This is a genomic window from Synechococcus sp. 60AY4M2 (assembly GCF_002760375.1).
In the GTDB taxonomy this organism is placed as follows: domain Bacteria; phylum Cyanobacteriota; class Cyanobacteriia; order Thermostichales; family Thermostichaceae; genus Thermostichus.
This window is the reverse complement of the sequence record NZ_AUMZ01000001.1, coordinates 239,289-257,409: the sequence shown is the minus strand read 5'-3', so window position 1 is coordinate 257,409 and position 18,121 is coordinate 239,289. Positions and strand designations below refer to the sequence as shown.

Here is an 18,121-nt window from a genome sequence, read left to right as displayed (position 1 = left end):
GGATGCTGGCTGGTTCCAACCCAAAAGCTGCCACGCTGATCAAGCGCAAAGATGGCTCCTACTACATCCAGATTTGCGTAGAGAAAAAACCACCCAAGCAACAAGATACCGACAAGGTGATCGGGGTGGACTTGGGAAGGACAGATATTGCCCATACATCGGAAGGAGATCACTGGAATGGACAGCAGTTGAACAAAGTCCGAGACCACTACTCCCGGTTGAGGGCGGCACTCCAACGCAAAGCCAGTAAGGGCACACGCAGTTCGCGGCGCAGATGCAGAGAACTGTTGCAACGGCTGTCTGGCAAGGAGAGGCGCTTTCAGGCGTGGGTCAATCATCGCATCTCCAAAGCTATTGTCTCTAGGGCAAAAGCTACCAACAGCGCTATTGCCCTGGAAGACCTGACAGGGATCCGTGAAAGAGTCAATCAACAGCCGCGCAACAAGGCCGAACGGCGCAGAACCAACAGTTGGGCGTTCTACCAACTACGTCAGTTTCTGGAGTACAAGGCGAGAGTTGCAGGGGTTTCTCTGATTCTTGTGCCGCCCGCCTACACGTCGCAGACCTGTCACAAGTGTTTACACATCCATCCCGATCCTGCGCAATCCTATCGCAGTGGTAAGTCGTTCAAGTGTGGGCACTGTGGATGGGAAGGAGATGCGGATTTGAATGGTGCAAACGTAATTGCGCTCTTGGGGGCTGTCGTAAACCAGCCTAGAAGTTCGGGCTTGTTTTGTTCTCTGGTAGAGCAGAGCAGGCTCAGGGCTACTGAAAGCCCGCTCCGTACCGCTTAGCGGTCGGAGCCGGGTAGTTTACGTCGTGGACGGCAGTGGTGTCGCCGTAGCGCTTGGTAACGTGTTCGTAGGTCACGCTGGCCATGCTCTCGCTCCCCAGCCACTTCGCCCTCAAACTTATCCAACCCTAGGGGCAGAGGTCAAATCGGATCCCTGGGCTGGAGTAAGCTGGGGTCGCCCTCACCCCCAGCCCCTCTCCCAGAGGGAGAGGGGAGTTGAGGATCGAAAAGCCAAAAAACCCAAAAAGGTAGGCCACGAGCCTACCTCTGGGATCTGGATCTTGTTAAGCCAAAAGTGGCGCTCGCCTCCCCCCCTTAGGAGACAACGTTCACTTTGACCACTTGGGCTTTTTCGGAGTCCGCCTTGGGCAGAGTCAGGGTGAGGATCCCATCTTTGTATTCCGCTTTCACCTGATCGTGCTTGATCCGGTTGGGCAGCGGGATCACCCGCTGGAAGCGCCCGTAGCGGAACTCGGTGCGGGTTACGCCCTTGTCTTCGGAGCGTTTTTCAAAGCGCCGCTCGCCGCTGATGGAGACCGCTTCTCCCGTCGCCTGGATGTCCAGATCGTTGGGGTTCAAGCCGGGCAGCTCCAGTTTCAGGGTAATGGTTTCCGGATCATCGTGCATTTCCACCGCCGGCACAAAAGTATAGGCATCGGTCTCGGCGGGGCGAGCCATCAGCCGGTCAAACATCCGGTTCATTTCCCGTTGAATTTCGTCAATTTCCCGAAAGGGATCCCAGCGAACCAGAGCCATATCTATCCACCTCCTGAGCAGATTTTGGTTAACTTTTGGTTAGCTTCTCTTTAAGTTAAGATTTACTCACCAGGCTTTAGCCTAGCCTCTGTACATTAGGATAAGTGATCTGGCTGGCTCAAGAGGGCGAGTTTTCTGGAAATCGATGGGGGTATTTTCTCGCCCAAGGAATAGGAGAAAGCTGTCAGGAATCGGTGCGCTTGGGGGGGCGGTGGGATCTCGTCTGCAGCCACAAACTCAGGCCGGTAGCCACCATCAGCAACAGCCCCAAGCCGTTTAAGAACGGGTAGACGGCCTGCAGATCCAGAGGCCCCCATTGCCCTTTGTGGATTTGGATCAGCCAGTAGTAGTCGAAGTTGTCGTTGAGGCGGGCAATTTGGTAAAGGGATCCCGTTACCACCGTTACCACCAAGGGCAGAGCCAGGATGGGGGCCAGGGCGCGGTGGATCTGGCGGGCGAGTTTTCGAGGCGGGGCCATCAGGGTTTCTCCAAGGCTAAGGCCACCACCTTGCCATGGTAGCAGGGCAGCCCAAGCTGCCAAGCCCCCCTGGGTCTAGGGACGGATCCCGAGGGCTTCCTCCAGCTTGGGCATTTGCTCGCGGGGGATGACCCGCCCTTCGTCCTCAAAGCCGGGGATCTCGTGGAAGTTGAGGTAGCGGTACAGCTCGCCGGCAAAGGGCTGGATCTTGGTGGCGACGATCTCCCGGTATTCCTCAGGGGTAGGGATCCGGCCCAAGAGGGCGCAGGCGGCAGCCAGCTCGGCGGATCCCAGATAGACCCGCGCGTCTTTGCCCATGCGGTTGTTGAAGTTGCGGGTGGAGGTGGACATAACCGTGGCCCCGTCTGCCACCCGCGCCTGGTTGCCCATGCACAGGCTGCAGCCGGGCATCTCCGTCCTCGCCCCGGCAGCGGCAAAGGTGCCGTACACCCCTTCGGCGCGCAGTTGCGCCTCGTCCATGCGGGTGGGAGGACAGATCCAAAATTGGCGCACCTTGGCCCGCCCCTGGCCTTCCAAAATCTTGGCGGCGGCGCGGTAGTGGCCAATGTTGGTCATGCAGGAGCCGATGAACACCTCGTCGATGTGGATGGGTGTGTCGGGGTTGCCGGCCGCGTGCTGGGCGTGGACTTCGCTCAGGGTCATCACCTTGTCGGGATCGTTGGGGGCACAGACGATCGGCTCGCTGATGGCGCTGAGGTCGATCTCGAGCACGGCAGCGTATTCGGCATCGGGATCCGCCTCCATCAGGGTGGGGTTGGCCAGCCAGGCCTCCATCTTGGCAATGCGCCGCAGCAGGGTTCTCGCATCCTGATAGCCGCGGGCGATCAGGTTTTTCAGCAGCACCACGTTGGAGCGCAGGTACTCGGCAACCGTCTCGACGCTCAGCTGGATGGTGCAAGCGGCGCAGTTGCGTTCCGCCGAGGCGTCGGTGAACTCGAAGGCTTGCTCCACCTTCAAGTTGGGCAGGCCCTCGATCTCCATAATTCGCCCGGCAAAGACGTTTTTCTTGCCCTGTTTCTCGACGGTGAGCAGCCCCCGCTGGATGGCCACGTAGGGGATGGCGTGGACAATGTCCCGCAGGGTGATCCCGGGCTGCAGTTCCCCCTTAAAGCGCACCAGCACCGACTCCGGCATATTCAGGGGCATCACCCCCATGGCGGCGGCAAAGGCCACCAGCCCAGAGCCAGCCGGGAAGGAAATGCCCAAAGGGAAGCGGGTGTGGGAGTCGCCCCCGGTGCCAACAGTATCCGGCAGCAGCATGCGGTTGAGCCAGGAGTGGATGATGCCGTCGCCCGGCCGCAGGACGACACCTCCCCGCGAGGCAAAAAAGTCGGGCAGCTCTTTGTGAACCTGGATATCCACCGGCTTGGGATAGGCGGCGGTGTGGCAGAAGCTCTGCAGCACCAGGTCGGCGCTGAAGCCCAGACAGGCCAATTCCTTGAGCTCGTCGCGGGTCATGGGGCCGGTGGTGTCCTGGGATCCCACCGTGGTGATCAGCGGCTCGCAACTGGTGCCGGGGCGCACTCCGGGCAGCCCGCAGGCTTTGCCGACGATTTTCTGGGCCAGGGTATAGCCCTTGCCCGTGTCGGCGGGCGGGGTGGGGCGAATGAACAGGGGGGAGGGATCCAGCCCCAGGGCCTGGCGGGTTTTGTCAGTAAGGGCCCGGCCAATCAAGAGAGGGATGCGGCCCCCGGCCCGCACCTCGTCGGGCAGCGTCACAGGCTGCAGGGAAAAGGTGGTGAGGACTTGGCCATCCTCAGAGCGGATAACGCCCTCGTAGGGGTAGATCGTCACTACCATGCCCGTCTCCAGGCAGGAGACATCGCACTGGATGGGCAGGGCGCCGGCATCTTCGGCAGTGGTGAAGAAAATGGGCGCGATCGTGCCCCCCAGAATCACCCCGCCGGCCCGCTTGTTGGGCACATAGGGAATGTCGTGGCCGATGTGCCAGAGCAGGGAATTAAGGGCGGACTTGCGGGAAGATCCCGTGCCCACCACATCCCCCACAAAGGCCACCGGATGGCCGCGGCGCTTCAGCTCGGCAATGGCTGCTATCGCTCCCGGCGCCCGCGATTCCAGCATGCTCTGGGCATGAAGGGGAATATCGGGGCGGGTGGTGGCGTGGGCGGCCGGGGAGAGGTCGTCGGTGTTGATCTCGCCGGCAATTTTGAACACCGTCGCCGTGATCGCCTCGGCCAGGGGCGGCCTGGCGGTGAACCACTCCCCTTCCGCCCAAGAGTGGAGCACCTGTCGGGCATAGGCGTTGCCCGCTTGGCTCAGCTCCAGCACGTCGTGGAAGGCGTCGAAAACCAGCAGCGTGTGGCTGAGGGCGCGGGCCGCTGCGGCGGCAATTTCCGGTCGCTCATCCTGCAGCAGCTCCAGCAACACCTGGACGTTGTAGCCCCCCAGCATCGTGCCCAAGAGCTCTACCGCCCGCAGGGGGGTAATGAGGGGCGAGTGCACTTCTTCCTTAGCCACAGCGGCCAAAAAGCCCGCCTTCACATAGGCCGCTTCGTCCACCCCCGGCGGCACCCGCTCTGTAAGCAGATGCAACAAAAAGGCCTCTTCGCCGGCGGGGGGATCCTTGAGCAGCTCGCACACCTGGCTGGTCTGGGCGGCGTTCAAGGGCAGCGGCGGGATCCCTTGGGCCGCGCGGGCAGCAGCATGTTGGCGGTACTCGGCCAGCATGGGGAGGATTCCTTAGGTCACTCGATGTGGGTATTCATTCTACCGCCAGCTCGGCAGCAGCCAGCTCTGCCCCCTCAGGATAGCTCCGCCAACAGCTCTTTTTGGTATAGGCCAATACAAGCCTGGATCAACTCGTCCAGCTCCCCTTCCAAAATTGGCTCGAGCAGGAAGTTCTGGTTGAGGCGGTGATCGGTAACCCGGTTGTCTTTGTAGTTGTAGGTGCGAATTTTTTCCGAGCGCGATCCCGTTCCCACCTGCATGCGACGGGCGGAGCTGATGGAGGCCTGTTGCTCCTGCAGCTTCATCTCGTAGAGCTTGGCCCGCAAAATCTGCATCGCCCGCTGCCGGTTCTGCAGCTGGGAGCGCTCCTCGGTACAAAACACGCGGATGCCGGTGGGCTTGTGGAGGAGGTCCACCGCCGTTTCCACCTTGTTCACGTTTTGGCCGCCCGCCCCGCCGGAGCGCGCCGTCTTGATCTCGATGTCCTTCGGGTCGATCACCACCTCCACCTCGTCCACTTCCGGCATCACCGCCACCGTGGCCGTCGAGGTGTGGACGCGCCCCTGGGCCTCTGTCACGGGCACCCGCTGCACCCGATGCACGCCGGCCTCGAACTTCAGCTTGCTGTAGACCTGATCCCCGCGAATTTCCAGGATGGCCTCTTTGTAGCCTCCCATCTCTCCTTCCGAGAGGCTGGCCAGGCGCACCGACCAGCCCATCTTCTCGGCGTAGCGGGTGTACATGCGGGCCAAATCCGCCGCCCACAGGGCCGCCTCCTCGCCGCCGGTGCCGGCGCGGATTTCCAACATAATGTTTTTCTCGTCGTTGGGATCCCGGGGCAGCAGCAGCAGGGTCAGCTTTTCCTCCAGTTGTTCTTGGCGGACGCGCAGTTGCTCCAGTTCTGCCCTGGCCATCGCCTCCAGCTCTGGGTCGTCGGAAGCCACCTCCCGCAGCAGCTCTTCCGTCTGCTTCAGCTCGCGAGTGAGCTTTTGCCACTCGTGAAAGGTCTGGACGGTGGCTTCTAGGGAGGAGCGGGCCTTGGCAATCCGCTGCAGCTCAGCCGGATCGGTCGCCACATCGGGATCGGCCAGACGTACCGTCAGCTCCTGAAAGGTGGCTTCAACGTTTTTAAGCTGCTCGATGAGTTGAGCAGAGGCCATAGATCCAGTGTCAGCGAAGACTCACAGCAATGCCCAGCAAGGCAGAAAAGAAACTCAGATTGAAGCTCGGCTACTTAGCTTTCTTGCCGCCCATGCCGTACTTGCGCATGAACTTGTCCACGCGGCCTTCGCTGTCAATGATCTTCTGGCTGCCGGTGAAAAAGGGATGGTTGCCCGACCAAACATCGACCTTCAGCTCCGGCTTGGTGGATCCCACTGTCATCACCACTTCGCCGTTGCAGATGACTTTGGCTTCGGGATACCACTGGGGGTGTATTCCTTTTTTGGGCATGGCAATCTCCTCCTCTGGGCCTGTTCCTATACCCTTGTCTATCAACATCTAACTTGAAAAAGCAATGGCAGGGATCCCTAGCGCTTCGAGTACTGGGGAGCCTTGCGGGCCTTGCGTAGGCCATATTTCTTCCGTTCCACGGCGCGCGGATCCCGTTTTAGGTAGCCCTCTGTCTTGAGGGGGCCGCGGTTAGCCGGATCCACCTCGCAGAGGGCGCGCGCCACGCCCAACTTGATGGCATCGGCCTGACCGTGGACGCCGCCGCCATGAGCCCGCACCAAGATGTCGTAGGAGTTCTCTAGGCCGAGGAGCTCCAACGGCGCTTTCACACTGGCCAGTAGCGCCTCCTGGTATTGCAGGTATTGGTCGCCGGGCCTGTCGTTGATGATCAGCTTGCCGGTGCCGGGCACCAGGCGCACGCGGGCGACAGCCGTTTTGCGGCGTCCGGTTCCCCAGTAGACGGCTCGTTGGCTGCTGGCTGCTTGGGTCATACTTTGGCTCCTGGGATCGTGTGGATGGGGTAAACCTGAGGTTGCTGGGCCTCGTGGGGGTGGTGGGGCCCGGCGTACACTTTTAGCTTGGTGAATTGCCGCCGGCCCAGGCGGGTGTGGGGCAACATCCCCTTCACTGCTTTCTCAATCACCCGCTCCGGCAGGCGAGCTTGCAGTTGGGCAAAAGTCTCGACTTTCATGCCGCCGGGACGGCCAGAGTGGCGGCGGTAGAGCTTTTGGGTGCGCTTTTTGCCGGTGACCACCACTTTCTCGGCGTTGATCACGATCACGTAGTCCCCCGTATCCAGGTGAGGGGTGAAGTTGGGTTTGTGCTTGCCCCGCAGGAGCTTGGCCACAACCACGGCCAAGCGGCCGAGGCGCTGGTTGGCAGCGTCCACCAGATACCAGCGAGGGGTTAGAGTTTCGGGGGGAGGAACGGGAGTTGTGTTCATGGCAGCCAAGGATGACATCAACCGCAGAATGGAATGGACAAGAAAACGCCTAGGCCAGGGAAGAAACACACAAAGCCGCCGACCAATCGGGGGTTTTGGGCAACCCCTGCAGGGGCAAGGCCCAAAAGGGCGGCGAGTGAGCGAAGCGGCGGCCAAAGGGATCCCCAGCATAGCCCACATCCACCAGGCACAGCCCTTGCGGAGGGGCGCTGTAGCGGGTGCGCATCCGGCTCCAGTCGTTGTGTTGCCAGAGGTGGACAAATTGTTGTGGGCTGATCTCGCCACGGCCCACCACCTCCAGGGATCCCACCAGCAGCCGCATCATGCGGTAGAGAAAGCCGCTGGCCTGCACCTCGATGCTGATGAGATCCCCCAGCCGCTGGCAGAGCACCTCCTGCACCTGCACCCGCGAGTGGGGCCGGTCGGATCCCCGGCGGCGAAAGGCTTCTAGGCTGTGCTCGCCCAGAAGAGAGTTGAGGGCCTCCGCCATCGGCTCCACCTGCAAAGGCCAGCGCACCTGCCAGCTAAAGAGGCGCCAGAACACATCCGGCAGCTCCCGGTTCAGGATCAAGTAGCGATAGCGGCGCCAGCGAGCCGAAAAGCGGGCATGCCAGAAATCGGGCACCTGAGCGGAAGCCAATACCACCACATCTTCCGGCAGACAGTCGTTGAGCACCCGCGCCCACTCCGTCGGCGGGATGCCAGAGGTGGTGTCGAAGTGGGCCACCTGGCCCGAGGCATGAACCCCCGTATCGGTGCGACCTGCCCCGTAGAGGGCCACCGGGTGCCCGGCCCGCAACGCAATCGCCTCCTCCAGTACCCCTTGCACGGTGCGGTGGCCCGCTTGCCGCTGCCAGCCGCGAAAGCCGCTGCCGAGGTACTGAATTTTCAGGGCAATGCGACGGCTCTGCATGGGGCCTACACCAACTCGATGACCGCCATTTCTGCCCCGTCGCCCCGTCGACGCACCGTGCGCAGGATGCGGGTGTAGCCCCCAGGCCGATCGCGGTAGCGCTCCGGCGCTTGCTCAAACAGGGAGCGCACCAGCTCCTTGTCATAGATGTAGGCCAGGGCCTGCCGCCGCGCTGCCAGAGAGCCGTCCTTGGCCAGGGTGATCATTTTCTCAGTGGTGGCGCGAATGGCTTTGGCGCGGGCTTTGGTGGTCGTGATCCGCCCTTCCCGCAGCAGGGCCGTGGTCAGCGCCCGCATCAGGGCCTTGCGCTGGTCGGCGGGCTTGTTGAGGTGAGGGGTACGACGGCGGTGACGCATAGTAGCCTCTGCCTTTTATCTTGTGTCCTGTGGAGATGTTGACCGGTTTTGCCGCAGCGAGCCGGCAAGGCTCTACGTCTTGCTCCTTTCGCGGGGCAAGGTTAGGCCTAGGCGGTTCTTCAAAGCTTGCACCACCTCTTCCGCGGATTTTTGGCCGAAGTTTTTGATCTCCAGCAAATCCTCTTCGGTATAAACCAATAGATCCGCCACCGTATTGATTTGAGCGCGCTTCAGGCAGTTGTAAGCCCGTACCGAGAGCTGCAGCTCTTCGATGGGGATCTGGTTCTTCTGGTTATCCTCAGCTTGCCGGGGCTCTGGCGGGGTGTCGAAGCTGACCTCCTGCAGCGGCGAGAACAGGCCCACCAAAATGCGAGCCGCCTGGCTGAGGGCCTCCTGGGGGGTGAGGCTGCCGTTGGTCCAAATCTCCAAAATTAGGCGATCTTTTTCCAGAGATTGTCCCACCCGCGCCGCCTCAACGGTGTAGTTGACTTTGCGCACCGGCATGAAGACGGAGTCGATCTGGAGAAAGTCGATGGCCATCGATTTGCTGTCGGAGTAATCGACGGCACGGTAGCCACGTCCGCGGCCAATCATGAACTCCATTTCCAGGATCGCCCCTTCCGCCAAGGTGGCAATGTGATGGCGGGGGTTGATCACTTCCACCTCGCTGGGCAATTGCAGCTTCTCGGCGGTCACCTCTCCCGGCCCTTGTGCCACCAAACGGCCCACCTGCGTGTCGGGAGCGTTGGAGCGCAGCACCAGCTCCTTCATGTTGAGTAGGATCTCCATCACGTCTTCCCGCACCCCCGGCACCGTGGAAAACTCGTGGGTCACCCCGGCAATGCGTACAGCGGTTACTGCCGTCCCTTCTAGGTTGGAGAGCAACACCCGCCGCAGGGCGTTGCCCACCGTGATCCCTTGACCCCGCTCCAGTGGCCCCAGGGCAAATTTGCCGTAGTGAACGCCATTGGCTTCCTGATGGGATTCGACGCACTCGGTCTGGTAGGGAGCAGCACTAGAAGCGGCTTTGCTGCCCAGATTGTGGAGGGTTCGGCTGGTCTGCATCATAGAGTAGCCCCGTCCGTCTGGCTCAACATCTGTTTGGAGAACTTAGAAGACTGGAGGCCATGCCTCACATCCTGCAGGAGGGCAAGCCTGTCGCCAGCGCTTGGCCCGCCCTGGGGATCCCTTTAGACGCGCCGCCGCTTGGGGGGACGGCAGCCGTTGTGGGGAATGGGAGTGATATCTCGAATCAGGGTGATTTCTAGACCAGTGGCCTGCAGAGCGCGAATGGCGGTTTCCCGACCGGCGCCAGGGCCACTCACCATTACCTCAATCTGGCGCATGCCGTTCTCCATGGCCTGACGCGCTGCGCTCTCTGCCGCCATTTGGGCTGCAAAGGGGGTGCCTTTCTTGGCGCCCTTGAACCCCGTAGAACCTGCGGAGGCCCAAGACACCACGTCGCCATTGGGATCCGTGATGGTGACGATGGTGTTGTTGAAGGTGGACTGAATGTAGGCCACACCGTTGGGGACATTCTTCTTGACCTTGCGTCCGCGCCGTTGCTGCCGAGCCATGACCTGTGCGTCCTTTGAACAACTGTTTACATCCCGTTTTGCAGTTTGGAGAGGGTGGGAAACTCTGCCCGCCGCCCCAGCCGCGCCACTACTTCTTGGCGGGAGCTTTCTTCTTGCCGGCCACCGTCTTCCTGACCCCCTTGCGGGTGCGGGCGTTGGTGCGGGTGCGCTGGCCACGCACAGGCAGGTTCAGACGATGGCGGCGGCCCCGATAGGTGCCGATGTCGATCAGCCGCTTAATGTTCATCGCCTCCTGCCGGCGCAGATCTCCCTCCACCTGGTACTCGCCTTCTACCACTGCCCTCAAGGCGGCCACCTCGGCGTCGGTAAGGTCGCGGGTGCGGGTATCGGGGTTGATGCCGGTCTTCGCCAAAATTTGGCGGGAGCGGGTCAGCCCAATGCCGTAGATGTAGGTGAGGGCGATCTCGACTCGCTTGTCGCGTGGGATGTCAACTCCCGCAATCCGTGCCATGGTCGGTGGTACCTTTCAAACAAACTTAGATAAACTTGCTCCATAGGCCAGGCCGAGGTTGGCGGCGTGGAGCTTTGGCCGGAAGACGTCGCTGTTGAGGTGAGGAACCCAGAGTCTCCTCTCGCCAAGAGAGGGGTTGCTTGATCTTCCGCGGCAGCAGCAGGGCCGTTTGGATCTGTTCCCCACCGTCGGGCGCACTCCTCCATCCGCCCCTCTACCCCTGCCGCTGCTTGTGCTTGGGGTTGGCAGGGCAAATCACCATCACCCGGCCATGGCGGCGGATGACTCGGCACTTTTCGCAGATTCGACGGACGGAGGGCCGCACCTTCATGGTTTATCCTGACGAAACCAGCGAATATCCATTCTAAGGTCGCCGCGGCAGACTGTCAAAAATTGTTTGGGTTTTCTGACGTGAATCCAATAGGGAAGGGCGAGCAGGTTGGCTATGCTGGTTGGGCGCAGAAGCAGAGCAGGCGCGGTTGAGGAGCGAAGAAGGCGATGCGCTGGCAATGGCTGGTTGTGCTGATGAGCGGCGTGCTGGGCTTGGGATCCCCCGTGTTGGGGCAAGGGATCCCTTCGCCGGAAACAGGCTCTCCCGCTTCTGGGGGGAACCTCTCGGCGGACGGGAATGAACTGAGGACAGAGGGGGATTGGCTGTTGCCCTTGCCCAGCTCTGCCGATTGCCTCGATGCGGTGCCGGAGCGGGGCTGGCTGGCGGTGGGACTGTTGGAAGCGCAGGCAGTGGCGCTGCTGGATGGGGCGAGCGGGGATCCCTTGTGGCAGGTGGCGGTGGGGTTTGCCCCCGGCGTGGTGCGGGTGGATGCGGCACGGCAGGTGGTCTATGCCGCCGGCCCCCATGCTCCTGGGGTGGTGGCCCTCGATCTGCTCACCGGAGAGCTGCTGCAGGCCTACGGGCTGCCGGCGGGGGTTCTGGACATGGCTGTGGATGCGGCCAGGGGGCGGGTTTTCGCCTCCCTGCCCGCCGCCCAAAGCTTGGCGGTGATTCCCGCTCCGAACCGCCAACGGCATGGATCGGAGCCGCCGCAGGCCCGCAACTTGCCGCTGCCGGGGCCACCTTTGGCTTTGGCCTATGCCCCAGAGCGGGGATCCCTGTTTGTCGGCCTGGCTGGGGAGGATCCCCTCAGCCTGCTGGTGGTCAACCCCGACAATGGAGAGCTGCTGGCCCGCTGGCGCGGCGGCAACACGCCGGAAGCCATGGTCCTAGATGCGCAACGGCAGCGCCTGGTGGTGCTCAACTCGGGCAGCCAAGATCTGACGGTGCTGGATCTGGATCGCAGCGGCGAGGCTCTGCAGCGGATTGGCTTGGATTGGCGACCGACGCGGCTGGCCCTTTCTCCCGATGGCCGCTGGGCCTACGTGACCTCCCGCAACAGCGACCGCCTGCAAATCGTGGATCTGGAGGCGGGGCGATTGGCCGCCTCGCTGCGGCTGGAGGGGCAGCCAACGGGTTTGGTGAGGCTGGGCGATCGGGATCTGTGGGTGGTGGCGGCAGGGATCCCGGCTTTGCGGCGTCTGGTGGATATTGAGGCTCAAGTTGGCGAGCGCGAGACCGAGGCCCAGATCCCCTCTTCAGGCAACCGCGGGGTGGTGACGGGGCGGGTGCTGGACATTGCCGGCCAACCCGTCCAGACGGGGGTTTTGCGCCTGGCCGCCACCTCTACCCAACCCCAGCAGACGGTTCGCATCGCCGCCGACGGCACCTATGTCCTGCCGGAACTGCCGGCGGGGCTGTACCTGGTGGATGTGGAGGTGGCGGGGTTTCCGCCCACCAGCACCCAGGTGGAGGTGCGGGCCGGTTTTGTATCCAGCCAAGATATTCGCCTGCCGCCGGGGCAGCCGGCCCGCCAGCCGGAGGGCATTGGCCTGTTGCCGGATGAGCCGGTTTACTCGGATGAGCTGGCCCGCCACCTCAGCCTGGCCCTGAAGGAGTTACAGCCGCAGCGACCCGTGATCCTCCTCAAGGGGCCACTGGGGCCGGATCCCCGCTTTGAGCCGCTTTTGCCCCTCGTCCAGGATCTGACACTCTTGGATCGGGATGAGCGCTACACCGCCGACTTGGCCAAGCTGAAGGCCGTTGGCGATGCCCTGGGCTTGCGCTACATCCTCTTGACTCACCTGCAGATCTCGCGGGATTACAACCGCCAGGGCAGCCCGCTGCTGAATACGGCCTTGCGCTTTCTGGCGCCGACGGTGCCGGTGGAAATTCCCAATTTCACCCCCAACCAGTTGCGCAGCCGCGGGGTGGTGGTGGTGGTGGACTTGCAGCGGGATCGACCGGGGGATCGGGCTCGCTACTACGAGGCCTATGGCCGGGACGACGTGGGCGGGGATCCGCTGTTTGAAGATGCGGCGGCGGGCCTGTTTCGGCTGCAGGTGCGCAACATGGTGCCCGTCTTTATCCAACAATGGCAGGCCAACAATCCCTTTGCGGGGTGAGGATCCCTGCAGCAGGATTTTGTCTCTCCAGAACCCACTGCGATTAGGGGATGTCGCCATGCCTTTCTTCTTCCTCACTTCGCTGCGGCGCAGGGTCCGCTTGGGCAGTCTGGCTCTCTGGTGCTGGCTGGCACTGACTCCAGGAGCGCTGGCCCAGGCGCCGGCCACCCCCCTTCCCCGTTTCACGCCGCTGTTTCCTTCTCATAACAGAGATCAAGCGGGATCCCAGGCGCGGCTGGTGGGCCAGGTGAGCAACAGCCTGGGTCAGCCGGTGGCCGGGGCGCAGGTGCAGTTGGAGGGCTTGGAGAACCTCGATCAGCCGATCCAAACGGACGAGCAGGGGGCGTTTGAGCTCAACCAGGCTCCTGCCGGACGTTGGATGTTGACCGTATGGCACCCCGACTACGAAATAGTGCAACAGGAGATCCTGCTGCAGGCGGGCCTGACCACCCCTGTAGATGTGGTTTTGCAGGTGCCCATCCGGCCCCAACCCCGGCGTCGCCTCGGCGTTTTGGGAGTGGGAGGACTGGAGCACACCCAGCTTTTAGGCCAGCGCCTGGCCATGGAGGCAGTGCGCCTGGGCCTGATCCCCAATAGCGAGAAGGTGGTGCCCCTGGACAACCGCCGCCTGCAGCCGATTCTGCGCCAGGTGGGCTGGCCGATCTACGAGCTGTTTGAGTGGGATCGCCGCAAGCCGGAAGCGGTAGGCCAGTTTTTCGATTACCTAGGCCTGGAGGCCATCGTCATCGCCCGCGTCGATGTCCTCACCCGCCCGGCCTCGCCCACGGAGGTGAGCCTGCGCTCCCGCAGCCGCCTAGAGCTGTGGCGGTTTGACGAGCAGGGCAACCTCGTGGCGGAGGTATTGGCGGAGGCCAGCCGCGACCAGGTGGAGCGGGGCAACCTCAACGCCGCTGAGCTGGCGCAGCTCTACCAAATCCAGGTCACCCAAATCGCCGCCGAAATCGGATCCCGCTGGCAAGCCAATCACCCCCTGGCCTCCTACCTAGAACTGGCCCCAGGCGAGGCCCCACCCCCGCCCTCGCGCCTGGATACAGCGGTGGAGCTGGTCATCCCCACCCCTACACCCACTCCCTAGAGCTCGCCCCCTCCCGTAGCCCCAGAAGTGGGGGTTCCAAGCAGCCGCTGTCAGCCCTATGCCCCGCAAAGTCGGAGCAAATGGCTGTTCTCGAGATCCTCCAGCTCTTCTAGGGAAGTCCAAAGAAGGGGAGCAGGGGCTAAAGTAACACTGGGGATCCTCGCCGTTTGTTGTTGGCTGCTGCCCATGAGTTCCGAACCCAACCCTCTTGCCGAAGATCGAGATCTAGGCCCGGAAGGAGATGAGCTGTCGCCAGCGTCTTCCGAGGGCGTTGGTGGAGTGGGATCCGGCGATCCTCCCGCTGCAGCAGAGCTCGCCACTTCCTCGTCCGCTTCTGCCTTGGTCGGGATTTGGCCGGAGGGATCCCGCCGCTGGCTGCTGGGGGGAGCGCTCGCCATCTTTCTGGTGGGCCTGGGGCTGCGCCTGTGGCGACTGGCCGAGTTGCCGGCGCCGGTGTTCGACGAGGTGTACTTTCCCAAGTTCGCCCAGAACTATCTCGACGGCGAGCCCCTCTACGACGTGCATCCGCCGCTGGGGAAGTACTTCATCGCCCTCAGTATCCAGCTTTTTGGCCGCAACGAGTGGGGCTTTCGCCTGGCCACCGCCTTGTGCGGATCCCTGATCCCGCTCTTGCTGACCGGCTTGGCCTACCGCCTCACCTATCACGTGGGCTTTGCCCTGTTGAGTGGGGCCCTGCTGCTCACGGACGGGGTGTTTCTGGTGGAGTCCCGCTTTGGCCTGATTAACGTGTACCTGGTGGCTTTTGGCCTGGCGGCCACCATTCTGCTGCTAAGCGGGCTGGAACGCCGCGGTTGGCAACGGGCCGTTCACCTGACCGGCTCGGGGATCCTCCTGGGGGCGGCGGCTTCCGTGAAGTGGAACGGCCTCTGGTTTGCCTTCATGTTTGCCCTGTTGGGGATCCTTGTTTGGGCGGTGGTCTGGCTGCGCCCGCAGTGGATCCCGCGTCTGGGCATTTTGATCCAAATCCGCCACCTGCGCTGGTGGCACTATGCCTTTTGCTTTGTCCTTGCGCCGCTGGCTTTCTACGCCATCCAGTGGATCCCCCACCTGCAGCTCAACCCGCAGCAGGGGCTAGCCCTGGGTTGGAGCTGGACTGGGATCCAGAATTACTTTCGCTCTCTAGTGCTCATCAATCAGGCGGTTTACAGCGGGCACCTGCATGCCGATCTCGTGGTGGACGAAAACACCCCCGTTCACCCCTACTGCTCCACCAGTTTGCGATCCCTGGTGGCCTGGTTCCCGGCGCTGCGCCCTTGGCTGACCACCCCCTTGGCCTCGGCAGGAGCCTGGTCTTGGCCGATTATGGGCCGCCCGGTGGGCTACTACTTCGCCGCGCAGGGCGACCTGTGGCGAGTGGTCCACGGCCTGGGCAATCCCTGGCTGTGGTGGCTGGGGACGGGATCCATCCTGGTGCTGGTCTGGCGGGGGATCCGCCGCTTCCATGGCGTGGAAGCCTTTATCTTAATTGGCTATGCGGCCAACTACCTGCCCTGGTTTATCGTCAGCCGCTGCGTTTTCATCTACCACTACATGAGCGCTCTGGCATTTAGCACCCTGGCCCTGGCCTGGCTGGTGCTGCTGGGCTGGCAGAGCTATCGCCGCTTCTGGCGCGGGGCGAGCATCACGGCAGTAGCCTTGGTTTTGGCGTCTTTTCTCTTCTTTTTCCCTGTTTGGTTTGGCCTTCCCCTCAGCCCCGGCGGATTTTATGCCCGCATGTGGTTCCGACCCACCCCTGTGCCCCTATTCTGCTTCAGTCCCCAAGCCTGCGAGCGGGCCCCCCTGCGCCTGCCGCCCATTCCCGGCTTGAACTGGATTTGAGGAGGGCATGGTAAGCTTTGTGCAGTTTGTTTCAGGAGTAGCTGCGCTTCGTTGCCCAAAGGCGGGGTGCGGTTTGTCAAGCGCTTGTGGTGGAGGTAGTGGAAACCTATGGCTCGATCCTGCCCGCGTCCTGCCAACTCTCCCCGCCGTTACCCCGGGCAGCCGGTGCCTGTGGGCGTCATTGGAGTCGGCAACATGGGCCAGCACCACGCCCGCGTCTTCAGCTTGATGAAGGATGTGCAGGTCGTAGGGGTAGCCGATATCAATGTGGAGCGGGGTTTGGATGTGGCCAGCCGCCACCGCGTTCACTTCTACGAGGATTACCGCGACCTGCTGCCCCACGTAGCGGCAGTAGCCATCGCCGTGCCGACGGTTTTGCACCACGAGGTGGGCATCGCCTGCCTGGAGGCGGGGGTCCATGTGCTGATCGAAAAGCCCATTGCCGCCAGCATCGCTGAGGCAGAATCCCTGGTGAACCGCGCTGCCGATTGCAATTGCATTTTGCAGGTGGGGCACATCGAGCGTTTCAGCCCCGTTTTTCAAAAGCTGGGCCAAGTTTTGCAAAGCGAAGAGCCGCTGGCCTTCGAGGCCCACCGCCTCAGCCCTTACTCTGACCGGGCCAGCGACGTGTCGGTGGTGTTCGACCTGATGATCCACGACATCGACCTGTTGCTGGAGCTGATCCCCTCCCCAGTAACCCAAATTACCGCCAGCGGCAACCGCGCCTCCAAGCTGGGCTACCTGGACTACGTCACTGCCACCCTCACCTTTGCCAACGGTGCCATCGCCACCCTCACGGCCAGCAAGGTTACCCATCGCAAGGTGCGCAAAATTGCCGTCCACTGCAAAAATGCCCTGGTGGAAGCCGATTTTTTGCACAACGAGATCTCCATCTATCGCCAGGGATCCAGCAGCAGCGACTACGGCCAGGTGTCCTACCAGCGGGACTGCCTCATCGAGAAGGTTCACATCGAACCCATTGACAAGCTCCACGCCGAGCTGGAGCACTTTATCAACTGTGTGCGGGGGGGCAGCCAGCCGTCGGTGGGCGGGGAGCAGGCCCTGAAGGCCTTGAAGTTGGCTTCCGAGGTGGAGCGGATCGCCTTAGATGGATGCGCCTGGAGGGAGGCCAAACCCTGCCGCAGCTTTTTGTCTTAGCTTTGCCGCCGGCCTCCAGGCGGGGGCAGGTGGTATCTTCTGCCAGCCGGTCATGGGTGGGGAGGGCGAGGAGGGCAGAGGCTTTGTGGAGAGGCAAGGTCGGGCAATCGTGGTAGAAGAGGGGTTGGCCTTAGCAATCGGCGGCCTGGCGGCAGGGATCCTGGCCGGTTTTTTGGGCATTGGCGGCGGGACGATCTTGGTGCCCTTGCAGGTGAGCTTGGGGATCCCGCCGCTGCAGGCGGTGGCCACCAGCAACTTTTCCATTCTCCTCACCTCCTTGGCCGGCAGCATCCAAAACTGGCGCATGGGGATGCTGGATCCCAAACGGGTAATTTTGCTGGGGATCCCGGCTCTGTTTACGGCGCAGGTTGGGGCGATCCTCGCCAGTCGCCTGCCCGGCTATCTGCTACTAGCGGCCTTTGGGGTGCTGTTGCTGGCGAACATTTACCTGGTGGAGCTGCGCAAAACCGTGGTCGCCCACGCCCAAGCGTTGGAGAGGCCAGGGGTTGCTGCCGGGGGGACGGACGACGCTGGAGAACTCCGCGACCGCCCTGCTGCCGAGGGGCAGATGCCGCGGTGGCTGGCCCGCACCCTCACCGGTGGCGCTGCCGGCTTGTTGGCGGGGCTTTTCGGCATCGGCGGTGGCGTCATCCTGGTGCCCCTGCAGATCCTGCTGTTGCGAGAAACCCTCAAGGTGGCCATCCAAACCAGCTTGGGGGCAATTGTTCTCACGGCAACTGCTGCTACCCTCAGCCATGCGGGCCTGGGCAACTGGATGGCGAACGCGCTCGGCTTTGGAGATGGCACCATCCGCCAGAATGTGCTCTGGATCCCGGGCCTGATCCTGGGTGCAGGTGGGTTGGTCGGCGTCCAGATCAGCACCCGCACCCTGCCCAAGCTGCCGGATGAGATCGTCGGCCTGCTTTTTCGAACCTTTCTCGCCGGGCTTTCCCTCTACGTTTTTTGGCAAGCCTGGCAGGACTACCAAGCCCTGGACAACCAGTAGCAATTCCCAACTTCGACGCCTCACCCTCCCCTATTCTTTTAGCGTATCTGGGTCTAGGAGGGGAGGGAAAGGCTTCGGGATCCCCGCAGATAGCAAGTCGGGCCTGGCCGGCCTGT

General features: G+C 62.6%; 19 protein-coding genes. 6 read left to right on the top strand and 13 right to left on the bottom strand.

The genetic code is table 11. The features are described from left to right. Window positions 1–794, top strand: a 794-nt coding sequence (locus SYN60AY4M2_RS01110; RefSeq protein WP_143597297.1) for an RNA-guided endonuclease TnpB family protein, incomplete at its 5' end; no start/stop codon positions are given. A 314-nt stretch (window positions 795–1,108) separates the two neighbouring features. On the opposite strand, the gene SYN60AY4M2_RS01105 is transcribed toward SYN60AY4M2_RS01110, so the two are convergent. The 13 genes from SYN60AY4M2_RS01105 to rpmJ all read right to left on the bottom strand — a co-directional run bounded on the left by SYN60AY4M2_RS01105 (window position 1,109) and on the right by rpmJ (window position 10,780). Continuing rightward, window positions 1,109–1,549, bottom strand: coding sequence for an Hsp20/alpha crystallin family protein (locus tag SYN60AY4M2_RS01105; protein ID WP_099812120.1), 441 nt, complete (start codon window positions 1,547–1,549; stop codon window positions 1,109–1,111). A gap of 184 nt (window positions 1,550–1,733) precedes the next feature. After that, window positions 1,734–2,027 carry a PepSY domain-containing protein gene (locus SYN60AY4M2_RS01100; protein ID WP_099812119.1) on the bottom strand — a complete coding sequence of 98 codons (294 nt, stop codon included), beginning with the start codon at window positions 2,025–2,027 and terminating at the stop codon, window positions 1,734–1,736. 75 nt (window positions 2,028–2,102) lie between these two features. Then, window positions 2,103–4,736: a bifunctional aconitate hydratase 2/2-methylisocitrate dehydratase gene (gene acnB / locus SYN60AY4M2_RS01095; RefSeq protein ID WP_099812118.1), complete on the bottom strand. Its 2,634-nt coding sequence runs from the start codon at window positions 4,734–4,736 to the stop codon at window positions 2,103–2,105. Window positions 4,737–4,810: 74 nt separating this feature from the next. Next, window positions 4,811–5,896, bottom strand: coding sequence for a peptide chain release factor 1 (prfA, locus tag SYN60AY4M2_RS01090; RefSeq protein WP_011430291.1), 1,086 nt, complete (start codon window positions 5,894–5,896; stop codon window positions 4,811–4,813). Window positions 5,897–5,966: 70 nt separating this feature from the next. Continuing rightward, entirely contained in the window at window positions 5,967–6,188 is a 222-nt protein-coding gene (gene rpmE, locus SYN60AY4M2_RS01085; RefSeq protein ID WP_099812117.1) for a 50S ribosomal protein L31, read from the bottom strand. Window positions 6,189–6,265: 77 nt separating this feature from the next. Further along, entirely contained in the window at window positions 6,266–6,679 is a 414-nt protein-coding gene (gene rpsI / locus SYN60AY4M2_RS01080) for a 30S ribosomal protein S9 (RefSeq protein ID WP_011430293.1), read from the bottom strand. Further along, complete coding sequence (gene rplM / locus SYN60AY4M2_RS01075) at window positions 6,676–7,131, bottom strand: 50S ribosomal protein L13 (protein ID WP_011430294.1); 456 nt, start codon at window positions 7,129–7,131, stop codon at window positions 6,676–6,678. Before rplM ends, rpsI begins: the two co-directional genes overlap by 4 nt. A 49-nt stretch (window positions 7,132–7,180) precedes the next feature. Continuing rightward, on the bottom strand, window positions 7,181–8,044 hold the full coding sequence (gene truA, locus SYN60AY4M2_RS01070) for a tRNA pseudouridine(38-40) synthase TruA (protein WP_011430295.1): 864 nt from the start codon (window positions 8,042–8,044) through the stop codon (window positions 7,181–7,183). A gap of 5 nt (window positions 8,045–8,049) precedes the next feature. Then, window positions 8,050–8,400, bottom strand: a complete 351-nt coding sequence (gene rplQ, locus SYN60AY4M2_RS01065) for a 50S ribosomal protein L17 (protein WP_011430296.1) — start codon at window positions 8,398–8,400, stop codon at window positions 8,050–8,052. A gap of 72 nt (window positions 8,401–8,472) precedes the next feature. After that, window positions 8,473–9,468 carry a DNA-directed RNA polymerase subunit alpha gene (locus SYN60AY4M2_RS01060; RefSeq protein WP_011430297.1) on the bottom strand — a complete coding sequence of 332 codons (996 nt, stop codon included), beginning with the start codon at window positions 9,466–9,468 and terminating at the stop codon, window positions 8,473–8,475. A gap of 122 nt (window positions 9,469–9,590) precedes the next feature. Beyond that, window positions 9,591–9,977 carry a 30S ribosomal protein S11 gene (gene rpsK / locus SYN60AY4M2_RS01055; protein WP_011430298.1) on the bottom strand — a complete coding sequence of 129 codons (387 nt, stop codon included), beginning with the start codon at window positions 9,975–9,977 and terminating at the stop codon, window positions 9,591–9,593. A gap of 88 nt (window positions 9,978–10,065) precedes the next feature. Then, entirely contained in the window at window positions 10,066–10,449 is a 384-nt protein-coding gene (rpsM, locus tag SYN60AY4M2_RS01050; RefSeq protein ID WP_011430299.1) for a 30S ribosomal protein S13, read from the bottom strand. Between the two features lie 214 nt (window positions 10,450–10,663). Further along, entirely contained in the window at window positions 10,664–10,780 is a 117-nt protein-coding gene (gene rpmJ / locus SYN60AY4M2_RS01045; RefSeq protein WP_011430300.1) for a 50S ribosomal protein L36, read from the bottom strand. A 167-nt stretch (window positions 10,781–10,947) separates the two neighbouring features. Here rpmJ and SYN60AY4M2_RS01040 point away from each other — a divergent pair, with 167 nt between their 5' ends. From SYN60AY4M2_RS01040 to SYN60AY4M2_RS01020, 5 genes are all read left to right on the top strand, one after another. Continuing rightward, window positions 10,948–12,906, top strand: coding sequence for a carboxypeptidase regulatory-like domain-containing protein (locus SYN60AY4M2_RS01040; protein ID WP_240527665.1), 1,959 nt, complete (start codon window positions 10,948–10,950; stop codon window positions 12,904–12,906). A 58-nt stretch (window positions 12,907–12,964) separates the two neighbouring features. Then, a complete protein-coding gene (locus tag SYN60AY4M2_RS01035) occupies window positions 12,965–14,002 on the top strand; it encodes a carboxypeptidase-like regulatory domain-containing protein (RefSeq protein ID WP_011430302.1) in 1,038 nt (345 codons plus the stop codon). A gap of 186 nt (window positions 14,003–14,188) precedes the next feature. Next, window positions 14,189–15,841, top strand: coding sequence for a phospholipid carrier-dependent glycosyltransferase (locus SYN60AY4M2_RS01030; protein ID WP_099812116.1), 1,653 nt, complete (start codon window positions 14,189–14,191; stop codon window positions 15,839–15,841). Between the two features lie 108 nt (window positions 15,842–15,949). Next, the gene (locus SYN60AY4M2_RS01025) at window positions 15,950–16,999 is read left to right on the top strand and encodes a Gfo/Idh/MocA family oxidoreductase (protein ID WP_011430304.1); all 1,050 of its coding nucleotides are present in this window, start codon (window positions 15,950–15,952) and stop codon (window positions 16,997–16,999) included. Continuing rightward, on the top strand, window positions 16,950–18,005 hold the full coding sequence (locus SYN60AY4M2_RS01020) for a sulfite exporter TauE/SafE family protein (protein WP_240527664.1): 1,056 nt from the start codon (window positions 16,950–16,952) through the stop codon (window positions 18,003–18,005). The genes SYN60AY4M2_RS01025 and SYN60AY4M2_RS01020 overlap by 50 nt, the downstream gene beginning before the upstream one ends. The last annotated feature ends 116 nt before the right edge of the window (window positions 18,006–18,121 follow it).

Bases quoted from the DNA above. Each gene is read 5' to 3' on its own strand.
- SYN60AY4M2_RS01105 (WP_099812120.1), bottom strand. From the start codon at position 1,549: ATGGCTCTGGTTCGCTGGGATCCCTTTCGGGAAATTGACGAAATTCAA.
- SYN60AY4M2_RS01100 (WP_099812119.1), bottom strand. From the start codon at position 2,027: ATGGCCCCGCCTCGAAAACTCGCCCGCCAGATCCACCGCGCCCTGGCC.
- acnB (WP_099812118.1), bottom strand. From the start codon at position 4,736: ATGCTGGCCGAGTACCGCCAACATGCTGCTGCCCGCGCGGCCCAAGGG.
- prfA (WP_011430291.1), bottom strand. From the start codon at position 5,896: ATGGCCTCTGCTCAACTCATCGAGCAGCTTAAAAACGTTGAAGCCACC.
- rpmE (WP_099812117.1), bottom strand. From the start codon at position 6,188: ATGCCCAAAAAAGGAATACACCCCCAGTGGTATCCCGAAGCCAAAGTC.
- rpsI (WP_011430293.1), bottom strand. From the start codon at position 6,679: ATGACCCAAGCAGCCAGCAGCCAACGAGCCGTCTACTGGGGAACCGGA.
- rplM (WP_011430294.1), bottom strand. From the start codon at position 7,131: ATGAACACAACTCCCGTTCCTCCCCCCGAAACTCTAACCCCTCGCTGG.
- truA (WP_011430295.1), bottom strand. From the start codon at position 8,044: ATGCAGAGCCGTCGCATTGCCCTGAAAATTCAGTACCTCGGCAGCGGC.
- rplQ (WP_011430296.1), bottom strand. From the start codon at position 8,400: ATGCGTCACCGCCGTCGTACCCCTCACCTCAACAAGCCCGCCGACCAG.
- SYN60AY4M2_RS01060 (WP_011430297.1), bottom strand. From the start codon at position 9,468: ATGATGCAGACCAGCCGAACCCTCCACAATCTGGGCAGCAAAGCCGCT.
- rpsK (WP_011430298.1), bottom strand. From the start codon at position 9,977: ATGGCTCGGCAGCAACGGCGCGGACGCAAGGTCAAGAAGAATGTCCCC.
- rpsM (WP_011430299.1), bottom strand. From the start codon at position 10,449: ATGGCACGGATTGCGGGAGTTGACATCCCACGCGACAAGCGAGTCGAG.
- rpmJ (WP_011430300.1), bottom strand. From the start codon at position 10,780: ATGAAGGTGCGGCCCTCCGTCCGTCGAATCTGCGAAAAGTGCCGAGTC.
- SYN60AY4M2_RS01040 (WP_240527665.1), top strand. From the start codon at position 10,948: ATGCGCTGGCAATGGCTGGTTGTGCTGATGAGCGGCGTGCTGGGCTTG.
- SYN60AY4M2_RS01035 (WP_011430302.1), top strand. From the start codon at position 12,965: ATGCCTTTCTTCTTCCTCACTTCGCTGCGGCGCAGGGTCCGCTTGGGC.
- SYN60AY4M2_RS01030 (WP_099812116.1), top strand. From the start codon at position 14,189: ATGAGTTCCGAACCCAACCCTCTTGCCGAAGATCGAGATCTAGGCCCG.
- SYN60AY4M2_RS01025 (WP_011430304.1), top strand. From the start codon at position 15,950: ATGGCTCGATCCTGCCCGCGTCCTGCCAACTCTCCCCGCCGTTACCCC.
- SYN60AY4M2_RS01020 (WP_240527664.1), top strand. From the start codon at position 16,950: ATGGATGCGCCTGGAGGGAGGCCAAACCCTGCCGCAGCTTTTTGTCTT.